13 protein-coding genes are annotated in these 14,153 nt (G+C 71.2%); 8 read left to right on the forward strand and 5 right to left on the reverse strand.

Features of this window, described 5'->3' with window-relative positions; genetic code table 11:
- Positions 1-25: 25 nt before the first annotated feature.
- The 3 genes from MYSTI_RS08205 (at position 26) to hemH (ending at position 2,493) form a co-directional block, all read left to right on the forward strand.
- A complete protein-coding gene (locus tag MYSTI_RS08205) occupies positions 26-976 on the forward strand; it encodes a TerC family protein (protein ID WP_044279323.1) in 951 nt (316 codons plus the stop codon).
- A 66-nt stretch (positions 977-1,042) separates the two neighbouring features.
- Positions 1,043-1,429, forward strand: a complete 387-nt coding sequence (gene apaG / locus MYSTI_RS08210) for a Co2+/Mg2+ efflux facilitator ApaG/CorD (protein WP_015347257.1) — start codon at positions 1,043-1,045, stop codon at positions 1,427-1,429.
- On the forward strand, positions 1,429-2,493 hold the full coding sequence (gene hemH / locus MYSTI_RS08215; protein WP_015347258.1) for a ferrochelatase: 1,065 nt from the start codon (positions 1,429-1,431) through the stop codon (positions 2,491-2,493). Before apaG ends, hemH begins: the two co-directional genes overlap by 1 nt.
- On the opposite strand, the gene MYSTI_RS08220 is transcribed toward hemH, so the two are convergent.
- The gene (locus MYSTI_RS08220; protein WP_233278342.1) at positions 2,471-3,493 is read right to left on the reverse strand and encodes a hypothetical protein; all 1,023 of its coding nucleotides are present in this window, start codon (positions 3,491-3,493) and stop codon (positions 2,471-2,473) included. The genes hemH and MYSTI_RS08220 overlap by 23 nt on opposite strands.
- 180 nt (positions 3,494-3,673) lie before the next feature.
- On the reverse strand, positions 3,674-4,645 hold the full coding sequence (locus tag MYSTI_RS08225; protein WP_015347260.1) for an L-threonylcarbamoyladenylate synthase: 972 nt from the start codon (positions 4,643-4,645) through the stop codon (positions 3,674-3,676).
- Positions 4,646-4,676: 31 nt separating this feature from the next.
- Between MYSTI_RS08225 and MYSTI_RS08230 the strand changes: the two genes are divergently transcribed.
- The 5 genes from MYSTI_RS08230 to MYSTI_RS08250 are packed head-to-tail and all read left to right on the forward strand — an operon-like array spanning position 4,677 to position 10,698.
- A complete protein-coding gene (locus tag MYSTI_RS08230) occupies positions 4,677-6,095 on the forward strand; it encodes a TIGR01777 family oxidoreductase (protein ID WP_015347261.1) in 1,419 nt (472 codons plus the stop codon).
- A 52-nt stretch (positions 6,096-6,147) separates the two neighbouring features.
- Positions 6,148-7,077 carry an ABC transporter ATP-binding protein gene (locus MYSTI_RS08235; protein ID WP_015347262.1) on the forward strand — a complete coding sequence of 310 codons (930 nt, stop codon included), beginning with the start codon at positions 6,148-6,150 and terminating at the stop codon, positions 7,075-7,077.
- Positions 7,074-7,796, forward strand: a complete 723-nt coding sequence (locus tag MYSTI_RS08240) for an ABC transporter permease (protein WP_015347263.1) — start codon at positions 7,074-7,076, stop codon at positions 7,794-7,796. The genes MYSTI_RS08235 and MYSTI_RS08240 overlap by 4 nt, the downstream gene beginning before the upstream one ends.
- Positions 7,793-9,664 (forward strand): motility-associated ABC transporter substrate-binding family protein, encoded by a 1,872-nt coding sequence (locus MYSTI_RS08245; protein ID WP_015347264.1) that lies wholly within the window; start codon positions 7,793-7,795, stop codon positions 9,662-9,664. Before MYSTI_RS08240 ends, MYSTI_RS08245 begins: the two co-directional genes overlap by 4 nt.
- Positions 9,661-10,698: a hypothetical protein gene (locus MYSTI_RS08250; protein ID WP_015347265.1), complete on the forward strand. Its 1,038-nt coding sequence runs from the start codon at positions 9,661-9,663 to the stop codon at positions 10,696-10,698. Before MYSTI_RS08245 ends, MYSTI_RS08250 begins: the two co-directional genes overlap by 4 nt.
- On the opposite strand, the gene MYSTI_RS08255 is transcribed toward MYSTI_RS08250, so the two are convergent.
- Genes MYSTI_RS08255 through MYSTI_RS08265 form a run of 3 tightly spaced genes read right to left on the reverse strand, consistent with a single transcriptional unit; the run spans position 10,681 to position 14,153 of the window.
- Complete coding sequence (locus MYSTI_RS08255) at positions 10,681-11,622, reverse strand: GvpL/GvpF family gas vesicle protein (protein WP_015347266.1); 942 nt, start codon at positions 11,620-11,622, stop codon at positions 10,681-10,683. The two genes, MYSTI_RS08250 and MYSTI_RS08255, sit on opposite strands and share 18 nt — an antisense overlap.
- A gap of 9 nt (positions 11,623-11,631) precedes the next feature.
- Positions 11,632-12,042 (reverse strand): response regulator, encoded by a 411-nt coding sequence (locus MYSTI_RS08260; protein ID WP_015347267.1) that lies wholly within the window; start codon positions 12,040-12,042, stop codon positions 11,632-11,634.
- Positions 12,039-14,153, reverse strand: coding sequence for a PAS domain-containing sensor histidine kinase (locus MYSTI_RS08265; RefSeq protein WP_015347268.1), 2,115 nt, complete (start codon positions 14,151-14,153; stop codon positions 12,039-12,041). The genes MYSTI_RS08260 and MYSTI_RS08265 overlap by 4 nt, the downstream gene beginning before the upstream one ends.

The following is a 14,153-nucleotide window of genomic DNA, read 5'->3' on the forward strand; positions in this document are numbered from 1 at the left end:
GCCGTTTTTGAAACAGGATTCATACGTGAACACGCAAGTCGCGCTCTGGGTGGGCTTCAACCTCTTCGTGCTGGCGATGCTGGCCGTGGACCTCGGGCTGTTCCACCGCAAGGACCACGCGGTGTCGCCCAAGGAAGCGGGCATCTGGACGCTGGTGTGGATTTCCATCAGCCTCGCGTTCTGCGGGGGCATCTGGCACTTCTCCGGCAGCACGCCGGCGCTCCAATGGCTGACGGCCTATGTCGTGGAGTACTCGCTCTCCGTCGACAACCTGTTCGTCTTCCTGCTGGTGTTCAGCTACTTCCGGGTGGCGCCCGAGCACCAGCACCGGGTGTTGTTCTGGGGCATCCTGGGCGCGTTCGTGATGCGCGCGGTGCTCATCATCGCCGGCGCCGCGCTGGTGCAGCGCTTCCACTGGCTCATCTACCTGTTCGGCGCCTTCCTCGTCTTCACCGCGGTGAAGATGCTCTTCTCGAAGGACGAGGAGATGGACCCGGAGCAGAAGGGCATCGTCAAGCTCGCGCGCCGGATGCTGCCGGTGGCTCGGCAGGGCGACGGCAGCCGCTTCTTCATCACCGAGGACAACCGCCGCAAGGTGACGCCGCTGTTCATCGTCCTCCTGGTGGTGGAGGCGACGGACCTGCTGTTCGCGCTGGACTCCATCCCCGCGGTGCTGGGCATCAGCCAGGACGCCTTCATCATCTACACGTCCAACGTGTGCGCGATCCTGGGCCTGCGCTCGTTGTTCTTCGTGGTGGCCAGCCTGATGGAGAAGTTCCACCTGCTGAAGGTGGGCCTGAGCGCCATCCTGGCCTTCGTGGGCGTGAAGATGCTGATTACCTACTTCGACATCCACATCCCCATCAGCCTCTCGCTGGGGGTGATTGGCGGCATCCTCCTGGCCTCCATCGTCGCGTCGCTCATCTGGCCCAAGGCGCCGGAGTCGGGTGATGACCGGGAGAGCGCCAAAACCTGAGCCTCGTCCGGTGGCCCGCCGGGGTTTTCCTTGCAACCCGGGGGCCTTGCCTTCAAATGTGGAGGCATGTCTTCCAGCGCCACCACTGACGGGATTCGTATCACCGTGAAGCCGGCTTACTGGCCGGAGCGCAGCTCGCCCGAGTCGGGGCAGTACGCCTTCATGTACACGGTGGAAATCGTCAACGAGGGCGAGGCCCCGGCGCAGCTCAAGTCGCGCCACTGGCTCATCACCGACGCCACCGGGAAGGTGGAAGAGGTGAAAGGGGAGGGCGTGGTCGGCCGGCAGCCGCGCCTGGCTCCGAGCGAGCGCTTCGAGTACACGAGCTGGGCGATGTTGCGCACGCCGTTCGGCACCATGCGCGGCAGCTACGAGATGGAGCGGCCGGACGGCTCGACTTTCGAGGCGCGCATCGCGGAGTTCGCGCTCACCCTGCCCAACGCCCTGCACTGATGACGACTCCGGGCGCGAAGCGGGGCTTGCTGCTCCTCAACCTGGGGACTCCGGACGCGCCGGAGTCCGGGGCGGTGCGGCGGTATCTGCGGGAGTTCCTGAGCGACCCGAGGGTGGTGGACATCCACCCGGTGGGGCGCTGGCTGCTCCTCAACTTCATCATCCTGCCCGTCCGCCCCGCCAAGAGCGCGGAGGCGTATCGCAAGGTGTGGATGCCCCAGGGCTCGCCCTTGCTGGTGTACAGCCGGGAGCTGGAGGCCGCGGTGCGCGAGCGGCTGGGCGGCGAGTACGAGGTGGCGCTGGGCATGCGCTACGGCACGCCCTCCATCCCCGACGCGGTGGCGAGCCTGCGTGCGCGCGGGGTGATGGACTTCACCGTGCTGCCCCTCTATCCGCAGGAGGCCACGTCGTCGTCCGCGTCGTCCCTGGCGCGGGTGTACGAGGTGATGACGGAGGGCTGGGATGTCCCCAACGTGCGCGCGGTGCCCGCGTTCCACAGTCACCCGTCGTTCCTGGATGCCTTCACGTCGGTGGCGCGGCCGGTGATTGAGGAGACGCGCTCGGACCACGTGCTCTTCAGCTTCCACGGCGTGCCGGAGCGGCACGTGCGCAAGACGGACCCGTCGGGCCAGCACTGCTTCGCGTCCGCGGGGTGCTGCGACGTGCTCACCGACGCCAACCGCCACTGCTACCGCGCGCAGTGCTTCTCCACCGCGCGAGGACTGGCCGAGCGGCTGGGGCTGAAGGCGGAAGGCTGGAGCGTGTCCTTCCAGTCGCGGCTGGGCCGCACCCCGTGGGTGAAGCCCTACACGGACCTGGTGCTGCCGGAGCTGGCGAAGCGGGGCGTGAAGCGGCTGGCGGTGATGTGCCCGTCGTTCGTCGCCGACTGCCTGGAGACGCTCGAGGAAGTGGGGCTGCGCGCCCGCGAGCAGTTCGTCGAAGCAGGGGGCGAGGCGCTGACGCTCGTCCCCTCGCTCAACGCCCACCCGGACTGGGTGGACGCCGTGGTGCGGATGGTGCGCGAGTCCGACGGCGCGCCGCCTACTGCTGCGGCTTCGCGGTAGGCGCGGACGGGGGCGCCGACTCCAGCGCGGTGAGCTTCAGCTTCACCGTGCCGGGCGGTACCTGGAGCGCGTTCGCGGGGAAGGCGCCGCTCGTGGTCGCGGAGATGTTGCCCTCCCACGAACGCCAGTGGCCGGCCTTCACCAGGAACTCACCCTTGCCCGTGATGCGCACCTCGGCGGAGGCGGGCACGGTGGGCGGCGCGGCGTCCTCGGGGGAGGCCTCTTCCGTGTCCGGGTCCCCCGCGCGCGCGGGCACGGCGGGAGGCGGGCGACGCTGGGTCATCTTGCCGCTGAGCTGCTCGGACAAGTCGTACTCCAGCGTGGCCACCTGCTCGCCTCCCTCCGCGGGGGTGAGCGCGGTGAGCGTCACGCGGTTGTGGCGCACCGACTTGCTGATGGCGAACGCGGGGCCCAGCGAGTCGTGCGTCAACAGCTCCGTGGCCAGGGCCCAGGCGTCCTTGGGGCCCACGGCGGCCATGGGCAGCTCCATCACGAGCGAGGCCGTGTTGCGGGTGATGCCCTGGAGGCCGTCGAGCACGAAGCCGCGCTCGCTCATGGCGCCGGAGTCCTCCGCGGCGTTGTTGCCCTCGGGGATGACGCGCAGGTGGTAGCCGCCCGAGCTCGAGCGCTCCACCACGTAGGTGAAGGCGCCGGGGAACGTGGCGGCGGCCGCGGGCGCGCGCTCCACCTTGGGCTCCGGCTTGTCCTTGCCCTTGCCCTTCTTGCCCTTGGTGTCTTCCTCGGGCTCGGCGGCGGGAGCGGGGCCCTGGCGGTCCAGGGTGAGGCGGTAGGCGATAGGAGCGTTCCCGGCGAGCTTCCAGCGCAGCATGACCTTGGACGGGTCCACCGCGGGGGCAGCGGCTTGCGGCGCGGCCTTCGCATCGGGAGGGGGCGCGTCCTTCATGCCCGGCGGACGGGGGATGGGCTCGAGCTGCCCTCGGGGTTCTTCCTTGCAGGCGGACAGCGACAGGGCGACGACCAGGCCGAACAGGCTTCGCATCACGCGGGGACGCTCCTCTGGGAGTACTGGGCGGGATACCGGAGCCCATTCAGGCATTCAAGTCCGTCACCCGGCCGCATTATCCACGGCCTCGGCCTGGGCGCGCGTGCTCATTCACTTGCAGCCCCAACGCATGATGGCTGACTGCGTCATGGAGGGGCGTCGGGAGGCCCGTGTGGCTCAGGGGCCCGCGTCGCGAGGCGCGGCGGCGCGCGAGAGGCGGTCCCTCACGGCGACGCCCAGGCCGCTGGCCGAGGGGAGGCAGGCGACGAGCACGTCATGTCCTCGCTCATCCGCCTCGCGCAGCCGGGCGTAGAGCACGCGTGCGGCGCCCGCCGGGTCCGCGGGCACGTCGAAGCGCGCGACGTCGGGAGGCAGCACGAGCCCCTGGGGGCCCAGCACGCCCACGCGCAGACCTTGCTCTCGGAGGGCCTGGACGCGCGCGGCGGCTTCGCCCGGCTCGGCGAGGACGACACCGGCGCGCGGCGCGTAGTGCGAGGCGAGCGAGCCCGACACACGGACCTGCGTGGAGGTCTTCACGGGGACGGCGTGGCCGAGCACCCGCTCGATGTCCTCGGTGGACAGGCCGCCGGGTCGAAGAATGGAGGGCGCACCGGAGCTGAGGTCGACGATGGTGGACTCCACGCCCACGGTGCAGGGCCCGCCGTCGAGGACCAGGTCCACGTCGTCACCCAGGTCCACGCGGACGTGCTCCGCCGTGGTGGGGCTCACCCGGCCGAAGCGGTTGGCGCTGGGCGCCGCGAGTCCTCCGCCCAGGGCCTTCAGCACGGCCAAGGCCACCGGGTGTCCCGGCACGCGCAGGGCCACCGTGTCCTGGCCCCCGGTGACGGCGTCCGTGGCGCGCGGCGTGCGGGGCAGCACGAGCGTGAGGGGGCCGGGCCAGAAGGCGCGGGCGAGCGCGTGGGCGGCCGGAGGGATGTCCCGCGCCCAGGAGGACAGGTGCTCCATGCCGGGCAGGTGGACGATGAGCGGATGGGTGGCGGGGCGGCCCTTGATGGCGAAGACGCGACGCACGGCCAGCTCGTCCTCGGCGTTGGCCGCGAGGCCGTACACCGTCTCCGTGGGCAAGGCGATGACGCCGCCGCGCCGCAGCAATTCCACCGCGCGCTCGACGAGCTCCGGATTTAGCATGGGGGTCCGCACTGTCGCGCCAGGAGCAACCATGGGCAAGTCGCACGTCTTCAATGCGCGCGCTCGGATGCCGGTTTCCGCTTCCGAGTTGTTCGCCTGGCACACCCGGGAAGGGGCGCTCGCTCGGCTGACGCCCCCCTGGGAGCGGATGGAGCTCCTGGAGCGCTCGGGCGAGGGCCTCCAGGTCGGTGCCCGCGTCGTGATGAAGATGCGCGTGGGGCCCTTCCCCCGCCGCTGGGTGGCCGAGCACACGGCGTACATCCAGGACTCGCTCTTCCAGGACACCCAGGTGTCCGGCCCGTTCTCGAAGTGGGTCCACACGCATCGCTTCTGGCCCGAGCCCGCGCAGGGCACCTGCATCCTCGAGGACGAGGTGGAGTACGCGCTGCCGCTGGGCTGGCTGGGGAGCCTGGTGGGCGGGGGCTTCGCGCGGCGCACGCTGGAGCGGGTGTTCGCCTATCGCCATCGGGTGACGGGAGTGGACCTTCGCCGTCACGCGGCCTTCGCGTCGCGGGGGCCGCTCTCGGTGGCCATCACGGGGGCGTCGGGCCTGGTGGGCTCGGCGCTGGTGCCGCTGCTCACCACGGGTGGGCACGACGTGAAGCGGCTGGTGCGCAGGCGGGCGGAGGCCTCGCGAGGCGAGGTGGCGTGGGCCCCCGACAAGGGCGAGGTGGACACGGCGGCGCTCGAGGGCGTGGACGCGGTGGTGCACCTGGCGGGCGTCAACGTCGCGGGCAAGCGCTGGTCGCCCGAGTACAAGGACGCCATCCTCAAGAGCCGCGCGGAGGGCACGCTCGCGCTGTCGGAGGCGCTGGCGCGGATGAAGCGCAAGCCGCGCGTGCTGGTGTGCGCCGCGGGCGTCAGCATCTACGGCGACCGGGGCGACGAGCCGCTCACCGAGACGAGCGCGCCGGGCACGGGCTTCCTCGCGGACGTGTGCCGCGTCTGGGAGGCCGCCACCGCGCCCGCCGAGGCCGCGGGGATTCGCGTGGTGAACCTGCGCATCGGCCCGGTGCTGGACGCGCGGGAGGGCGCGCTGGCGAAGATGGTGCCCCCCTTCCTCGCGGGAGGTGGCGGGCCCATCGCCTCCGGGCGGCAGTGGATGAGCTGGGTGTCGCTGGAGGACCTGCTGGGCCTCATCCACTTCAGCCTCTTCACCGACGCGGCGCGCGGCCCCCTCAACGCGGTGGCGCCGGGGGCGGTGCGGCAGGGGGACTTCGCCCGGACGCTCGGCCGGGTGCTGCGGCGTCCGGCGGTGCTGCCCATGCCCGCGGCGGTCATCCGGACGCTCTTCGGCGAGATGGGGCAGGAGGCCCTGCTGGCGGGTGCCCGGGTGCTCCCCTCCAGGGCGGAGCAACTGGGTTACGCTTTCGTCCTGCCCGAACTGGAAGGGGCGCTGCGGTTCACGCTGGGCCGCACCACGGAGGGGCTCGAGGTCCGCCACGACTGAGCGGCTCGATGCTTGACAATCCCCCCTACCGCGACTGATGGAATGGCTTTCTATGATTCAGGTCGAAGGGCTGACCAAGTACTACGGTGAGCACGCGGCCATCCGGGACCTGGCCTTCACCATCGGGCAGGGTGAGGTCATCGGCTTCCTCGGCCTCAATGGCGCGGGCAAGTCGACGACGTTGAAGGTCCTGGGGTGCGTGCTGCTGCCGACCGCCGGGCGCGTCGTCATCGACGGACATGACGTGGTGAGCAATGCCCACGAGGTCCGGCAGCGCATCGGCTATCTCCCCGACGTGCCGCCGCTCTACGACGAGATGACGGTGGGCGAGTACCTGGCCTACGTCGCGCGGCTTCGCGGCGTGACGGCGCGGGACGCCGCGGCCCGGGTGGGCGAGGCCGAGGAGAAGACGGGGCTTCGCGAGGTGGACGGCGAGCTCATCTCCACGCTCAGCCACGGCTACCGGCAGCGCGTGGGCGTGGCGCAGGCGCTGGTGCACAAGCCCGCGCTGCTCATCCTCGACGAGCCCACCAGCGGCCTGGACCCGCGGCAGATCGTCGAGATGCGCGACGTCATCCGGGGACTCAAGGGCACGCACACCGTCCTGGTCTCCAGCCACATCCTCCCGGAGATCTCGCAGACGTGTGACCGGCTCCTCATCATCCACAAGGGGACGCTGGTGGCGCAGGGGACGGAGGAGGAGCTGGGGCGGAAGATGGGCGGCGGAGGCTCCATCGAGGTCGAGGTGCGCGGAGACCAGGCGCGCGCGGTGGAGGTGCTCCAGGGCTTCGGCGCGGTGGAGGTGGACCGGGCCGTGGACGGCGTGGTGTCGCTGAGCCTGCGCGCTTCTCCGGACCTGCGTCCGCGTGTGGCGCAGGCGGTGGTGGGCGCGGGGCTGGAGCTGCTGCGCCTGGACCAGGGCGCGGGGCAGTTGGAGTCCATCTTCCTCAGGCTGACGCATGGCCAGGAGGTGCGCGCGTGAAGGCGCTGCTCATCGCCCGCCGCGAGCTGTCCGGTTACCTGCGCACGCTCAGCGGCTACGTCGTCATCGCGGTCATCCTCGCGTTGAACGGCCTGTTCTTCAACGCGTACGCCCTGGGCGGCGCGAGCAAGCGCTCCGCCGAGGTGCTGTCGCAGTTCTTCTATTACTCGAGCGGCTTCACCGTCGTCGCCTCGGTGTTCATCTCCATGCGGCTGCTCGCCGAGGAGCGACAGACGGGGACGTTGCCGCTCCTGTACTCGTCGCCGCTGCGAGACCGGGACATCGTGCTGGGCAAGTTCCTGGCGGGCTTCGCCTTCCTGTCGCTCTACGTGCTGTGCACGCTGTACATGCCGGTGCTGGTGCTGGTGAACGGCAAGGTGTCGCTGGGCCACGTGGCGGCGGGCTACCTGGGGTTGCTGCTGCTGGGCAGTGCGTCGCTCGCGGTGGGGACGTTCGGCTCGGCGCTGGCGCGCAACCAGTTGCTCGCGGCGATTACGTCCGCGGTGATGCTGGTGGCGCTCATCCTCTGCTGGCTCCTGGCGCGCATCACCGAGCAGCCGTTGTCGGATGTCTTCAGCGCGATGTCGCTGTGGAACCAGCACTTCCCGCCGTTCCAGTCGGGGCTCATCCACGTGCGCGATGTCGTCTACTACGTCGTCGTCACCTATGTGGCGCTGTTCGCGGCCACGCGCGTGCTCGAAGCGCGGAGGTGGCGATGAGCCCGCGTCCGGTGAGCCATGGATTGGCGACGACGTTGACGTTCGTCGCGGGGCTTCTCGCCGTCTTCATCGGCGAGCGCATCCTGGGCGTGGGCACGGGCCGAGGGCTGCTGTCCGGCGCGGGTGTGGCGGCGGTCGTCCTCGCCACGGGCTGGCGCTTCTTCGCCTCGCGCGGCGCGAGCGTGGAGCGGCGCACGGTGGATGGCTGGGTGCTGGGCCTGTACGGCCTGGGCCTGCTGGCGCTGGGGCTCTACTTCCTCCAGTCGGACCTGGGCACGTCGCTCTTCGACGCGCGGCTGTCGATGAAGTCCCCCAAGCTGGCGGTGGTGCTGGCGGCGCTGTACCCCGCGCTGCTCGCGTGCTGCCTGGCGCCGCTGGTGCTGGTGGAGACCGCGGTCCAGGCGATGGCTCGGGCGCCGGTGCTGGAGACGGGGCGCGCGCGCAGCGCGCTGTACTCCGGCCTGGGCATGTCCTTCGTCGTCATCTTCGCCTTCGCGACGGTGTACGTCGTCACGCAGGCGAACACGACGTGGGACCTGTCGTACTACCGCACCGCGAAGCCCGGGGACTCCACGCGCAAGGTGGTGCGCGGACTCAACGAGCCCTTGCAGGTGACGCTCTTCTTCCCGCCCTCGAACGAGGTGGGGGAGGCGGTGCGGCAGTACTTCCGCGACCTGTCGACGGAGAGCCCCCAGCTCCTCAACGTGGAGTGGCTGGACCAGGCCGTGGAGCCCACGCGGGCGCGGCTGCTGGGCGTGCACAACAACGGCACCGTCGTGCTGGCCCGGGGGGAGCGCAGGGAACCCCTCACGGTGGGCCTGGAGCTGGACCGCTCGCGAGGGCAGCTGCAGCGCCTGGACCAGGAGGTCCAGCGGCGGCTGATGACGGTGGCGAAGCCTCGCCGCGTCGTCTACCTCACGGCGGGCCATGGCGAGCGCGCGGACACGCGGCCCGTGCCGGGCGAGACGCCGAAGCCCGCCGTCGCGCAGCTCAAGGAGGTCCTCCGCTCGCAGAACGTGGACGTGCGCTCCCTCGGCGTCTCCGAGGGGCTGGGGCAGGAGATTCCCTCCGACGCGGCGGCGCTGGTGGTGCTGGGCGCCACGCGCGACTTCCTCCCCGAGGAGACCACCGCCGTGCGCGAGTACCTCCAGCGCGGCGGCCGGCTGCTGATGGCGCTGGAGCCGGAGGGCCCTCGCTTCGAGAAGCTCCTGGAGCCCCTGGGCCTGAAGTACCTGGGCACGCCGCTGGCGAATGACCAGGTGTACTTCCGCACCACGCGTCAGCAGAGCGACCGGGGCAACCTGGGCTCGGTGGGCTTCAGCTCACATCCGTCCGTCACGTCGCTGACGGCGCTGGGCGGACAGGCGGCGGTGGCGCTCCTCGGCGCGGGGGCGATGGACCAGCTCCAGCCGCTGCCCACGGGTATCATGCACGACGTCTCCGTGCGGGCTCACGGCGCCACGTTCGCGGACGCGAATGGGAACTTCACGTACGACCCGGGCGAGACGCGGCGCACCTGGCCGCTGGTGGTGGCGGTGGAGGAGCCCGCGGCGGCCGGCAAGTCGCCCATGCGCGCCATCGTCCTGGCGGACGCGGATGCGATGAGCGACGTGGTGCTGTCCAACCTGGGCAACGAGTACCTGGTGCTGGACTCGCTGCGGTGGTTGACGGGCGAAGAGGCCGTGTCCGGCGCGGTGTCGTCCGAGGAGGACGTGCCCATCCAGCACACGCGGGAGCAGGACGTGGCGTGGTTCTACGCCACCGTCTTCCTGGCTCCGGCGCTGGTGCTGGCGGTGGGCTTCGTGACGACGCGGCGGCGAGGCCGTCGTGCTCCGCGCGCCCCGGTGGCGGCGGGAGGTGAGCGATGAAGGCGCGGGACCTGGCGCTCCAGGGCGCACTCGCGGCGGTGGCCCTGGTGGCCGCCTATCTGGTGTGGCAGCGGGCGCCCTCGGGGGCTCCTGGCGACGTGACGGTGGTGGAGCTTCCGTCGCGGGCGCTGGACCGCGTGCGCTTCGAGGACGAGGCCCGCTTCGTGGAGCTGTTCCGCGACGACAAGGACCGCGACCTGCTGTGGGTCCGGTTGGGCTTCAAGCCCGCGAAGCCGATGGCCCCCGAGGCCACGGATGGTGGCGCGGCCGCGGGGGACGGTGGAGCGGTGGCCGCCGTGGCGCCTCCACCTCCGCGCGAGCTGCGGGCCAACGAGGTGGCGCAGAAGCTCTTCCCTCGCTTCGCTCCGCTGCGTGCCACGCGCTCGCTCGGCGTGCTCGACGCGAAGAAGCTGGAGGAGGTGGGCCTGACGACGTCGCAGCGCAAGCTGACGATGACGCTGGGCGGAAAGGTGGAGTCCTTCGCGCTGGCCTCGACGACGGGCGGCTGGGGCACGCCGTACCTGCGCCGCGAGTCGGACGGGCACGTCTTCCTGCTGGGCCCCGCGCTGCTGCCCGACCTGGAGAACGCGAGCAGCCGCCTGGTGGACCGGCGGATGCACTTGTTCGACGTGGGTGACTTCGACGCGGTGGTCATCTCGTCGGGCGGTGTCTCGCGCTCCTTCGCCGCGAGCGGCAAGGCGCCCCACCCCGTCGCGCTGGCGCCGGAGGAGTCGCCGGACAAGCCGGACGAGTTCACCCGCAACTGGCATGACCGCGTGTGGCGGCTGGTGCCGTTGGACCTGCTGGGCCGCGACGAGCAGCCCGCGGGCGGTGCGCCCACCGAGTCCTTCCGCGTCGAGTACAAGCGCGGCGGCAAGGCCCTGGGGCAGCTCACCGTGGCGCGCGGCGCCGAGGGCTTCTTCGCGCGCACCGAGCACACCAGCGGCTGGGTCCGCCTGCCCGCGGGCGTGGACCCGCTGGCCTCGGAGGTGGCTCGCGTGACGACGCCCGTGTCGTCAGCCGGCGGGCCGTGAAGCGGCACCGGCCAGCCCGAACCTCACGTCGACGAAGCTGTACGCGGGCCAGGGCCCGGTGAAGCGGAAGGAGTAGAGGTCCGAGCGCGCGGCCAGCGTCCGGACCTTCGCCTCGAAGGCAGGCACCTCCGCCCGCGTGACGAGGAAGGCGGTGTTGAGCAGCATCCGCTCACCCACGGGGGAGTGGATGCGCGAGGCCGCCGCCAGCGGGCGCAGGCTCTCCAGCATCGCGGCCATGTCGAGCGCGGCGCGCAGTTCCACCGCGTGCCAGAGCCTCCGCTCGTGCTCCGTTTCCATTTCATCCACGCGACGACGCAGGCCCAGGTCCTCCAGCTCCATGCGACGGGCCAGGTGCTCGCGGTGGTGCAGCACCTTGACGCCCAGCTCCACCTTGCCGTCCAGCGCGCTCAGCGCGGTGGTGAGCACCGCCTTCGTGGTGCGGAGCAACTGCTGGACCTGTGCCCGCGAGCTCAGCACGGTGCCGAAGGCCACGGGCAGGAGCGTGTGGTCGCGCAGGATGACCTCGGAGGCGCGCTGGTGGGCCATCAGGTTCGCCCGCGTCGGGTCCACCCGGTGCGTGGAGATGGGGGACACCAGCGCCGTGAAGGCGCCCTCCCGCACGCCGTGAATCCGGGCCGGTGGCATGCCCAGCCCCAGCGCGCCCAGCTTCAAGGGGCCTTTCGCTCGCACCACGCCGTGGAGATACCATGGACCCCTGAAGTCCTCCTGGACCTCTGGGACTTCACGCGTCTTGGCGCCTCGCGAGGCCTTGCGCCGGAGGGGCTTCGCCTTGGCGGGGGGCGTGCGGGGCTTGGGGGCACTGGCGCTTCGAGGCTTCTGCTTGCGGGGAGTCTCCTCCCTCGCGGATGTCCCGCGCCGGCCTGGGGGCCTGGCCTTGCTGGAGGGGCGGGAGGGCCGCGGCATGGAGAGGCCCTACCGCGTCGCCGCGACCGCGCGCTGCGCGAGCAGGTTGCGGACCTCGGTGACGAGCTCATCCGGGAGGCAGGGCTTGGTGACGAACGAGTCGCACCCCGCGCCCCGGGCTTCGTCCGACTGGCCCGTCAGCGCGTGTCCGGTGAGGGCCACCACGGGGATGGTGCGCGTGCGGTCATCCTTCTTCAGCTGGCGCGTGGCCTCCCAGCCGTCGATGACGGGCAGCGACAGGTCCATCAGGATGATGTCCGGCACCAGCGCGAAGGCCTGGTCCAGTGCTTCCTGGCCATTCCGGGCCTGCGCCACGCGGAACCCCGAGTACTCGAGGTACTCCGCGTACATCTCCCGCGCGTCGTCGTAGTCGTCGACGACGAGCACGAGCGGCTGGAGATTCGGGGAGGGATTCGTCATGTCCGCCTCGGGCGTCGTGGAAAGTGCAGCGTGAAGGTCGACCCCTGCCCCGGGATACTCTGAAGGGTGACGCGTCCCCCCAGCATGTCGGCCAGACGACGGCAGATGGACAGCCCGAGCCCGGTGCCCCCATAGGCACGGGTGGGCGAGCTGTCCACCTGTTGGAAGTCCTCGAAAATCTTCTCCTGATAGGCCGGGTCGATGCCAATCCCGGTGTCCGTCACGGAGATGGTGAGCAGGGACGAAGGCGTGGCGCACTCCGCCGACACCCTCACAGAGCCCTCATGCGTGAACTTCAGGGCATTGGACAGGAGGTTGAGGACGACCTGCTTCATCTTCTGTCGGTCGCTGTGGACCTGGGGCAGCTTCGCACCCAGGTGTGTGCTCACCGCCAGCTTGCTGCGGACGATGATGGGGTCCATCTCCGCCATCACCTCCTGGAGCAGCTCCGGGATGCCGAAGTCCGACAGGTGCAGCGGCATCCGCCCCGCCTCGATGCGGGTGATGTCCAGGATTTCGTTGATGACCTCCAACAGGTGCCGGCCGTTGGAGTCGATGCGTGTCAGGTTGCGCCGCTGGATGGGGGTGAGCTCCCCCGACACGCCCTGCAGGAGCATGTTGGTGTAGCCGAGGATGGCATTGAGCGGCGTGCGGAACTCGTGGGACATGTTGGCCAGGAACTGCGACTTGGCCGCGCTGGCCTGCTCCAGCTGGATGGCCTGGCGGCGCAGCTTCTCGTTCTGCTCGGCCAGCTCCGCGGTGGCCACCTGCACGCGCGCCTCGAGCAGCGTGGAGACCTCCTTGAGCCGCTCCAGCAGGCGCGCCTTCTCCATGGCCTCGCCCCGGTCCTGGAAGAGCGTGACGATGCCCGTCAGCTCTCCGCCGTCTCCCAGGACCTTGGTGGCCACCGCCTCCATGGGGCGGGTGCCACCGCTGGTCGGGTCCACCAGGTTGAGCTGCGCGCGCCAGCGGGGGCCTCCTCCGGTGTCCAGCAGGTTGGCGAGGAACGAGGAGAACACGGCGTCGTTGGAGCGCACGCGGCGCTGCGCGGCGCGGCCTCCCTCGGTGGAGGAGGTGAAGAGCTTCTCCGCGGGCTCGTTCATCATCACCGCGCCGCCTGACGGGCTGGAGAGGATGATGGGGTCCGCCACCGAGTCGAGCACGCGGTCCAGGCGGTGGCGCTCGCTGCGGGCCTCGCGCTCGGTGGCGCGCAGGCGGCGGTAGCTCTCGCCCAGGGCCTGGGTGGCGCGGCCCAGGTCCGTCACGTTGCGCAGCACGCTCACCATGGCCTCGCGGCCGTCGGGGGCATACACGCGCGTGCCCACGAGCTCGAAGAGCAGGTCCAGGCCCTCGGAGGGGTCCACCAGGGGAATCTCGCGCCAGCTCACACCCGGCACGGGGCCTCGCGCGGTGCTGGCCACCGCGGTGGTGAACACGCGCTGGTTGAGGTGGACGGCGCGCTTGCGGCCGTCGCTCGCGTCGGGGCTCGCGACGAGCAGGGACTCCGCGCGCGCGTTGGCCAGCCGCAGGCGTCCGTCCAGGTCCGTGAGCAGCACGGGGTCCGTCACCGCGTCGATGATGTGGCGGAACAGCGCGCCACCGCCCAGGCCCAGCGGGCCGGACGTGACTTGCTTCGCGAGGTAGGGCCCCGCGTGGGCGGCGACCCAGGCGACCTCGGAGGGGAGGGTGGGGCCGTTGACCCAGATGAGCAGCAGGCCCACGGGGGATGCGCCCTCGCGGCCCAGCGGAACGGCGAACAGTCCTCCCGTTCCCGGGATGGGGATGAGCGCGCGCTCGGGTGGGAAGAAGCAGGGGACGGCCTGGGTGAGCACCTCCGCCAGCGGGTGCTCCGTGTCCGCGTCCGGCCCTTCCGTCAGCGCGACGTGCTGGGCCTCGGACAGGCCCGCGGACGCGAGACAGCCGAGCCTTCCTCCGGGCTCATCGCGCGTCAGACAGGCCACGGCGGGGGCGGGAGCATGCACGACCAGCCACTCCACCACCGCGCGCGCGCAGTCTTGCGCCGCGTCGCAGGTGAGCAACTGCTCGGCGAGGGCGAGGCGTGCATCGGCGCTGGTGGCGTGGGCGGTGGAGAGAGGGGCGGGAGAGGCCAA

This window comes from Myxococcus stipitatus DSM 14675, from assembly GCF_000331735.1.
In the GTDB taxonomy this organism is placed as follows: Bacteria; Myxococcota; Myxococcia; order Myxococcales; family Myxococcaceae; genus Myxococcus; species Myxococcus stipitatus.

Excerpts from the sequence above, each read along its gene's own strand:
- MYSTI_RS08250 (WP_015347265.1), top strand. The coding sequence starts at position 9,661 with ATGAAGGCGCGGGACCTGGCGCTCCAGGGCGCACTCGCGGCGGTGGCC.
- MYSTI_RS08230 (WP_015347261.1), top strand. The coding sequence starts at position 4,677 with ATGGGCAAGTCGCACGTCTTCAATGCGCGCGCTCGGATGCCGGTTTCC.
- apaG (WP_015347257.1), top strand. The coding sequence starts at position 1,043 with ATGTCTTCCAGCGCCACCACTGACGGGATTCGTATCACCGTGAAGCCG.
- hemH (WP_015347258.1), top strand. The coding sequence starts at position 1,429 with ATGACGACTCCGGGCGCGAAGCGGGGCTTGCTGCTCCTCAACCTGGGG.
- MYSTI_RS08260 (WP_015347267.1), bottom strand. The coding sequence starts at position 12,042 with ATGACGAATCCCTCCCCGAATCTCCAGCCGCTCGTGCTCGTCGTCGAC.
- MYSTI_RS08220 (WP_233278342.1), bottom strand. The coding sequence starts at position 3,493 with ATGCGAAGCCTGTTCGGCCTGGTCGTCGCCCTGTCGCTGTCCGCCTGC.
- MYSTI_RS08235 (WP_015347262.1), top strand. The coding sequence starts at position 6,148 with ATGATTCAGGTCGAAGGGCTGACCAAGTACTACGGTGAGCACGCGGCC.
- MYSTI_RS08245 (WP_015347264.1), top strand. The coding sequence starts at position 7,793 with ATGAGCCCGCGTCCGGTGAGCCATGGATTGGCGACGACGTTGACGTTC.
- MYSTI_RS08225 (WP_015347260.1), bottom strand. The coding sequence starts at position 4,645 with ATGCTAAATCCGGAGCTCGTCGAGCGCGCGGTGGAATTGCTGCGGCGC.
- MYSTI_RS08255 (WP_015347266.1), bottom strand. The coding sequence starts at position 11,622 with ATGCCGCGGCCCTCCCGCCCCTCCAGCAAGGCCAGGCCCCCAGGCCGG.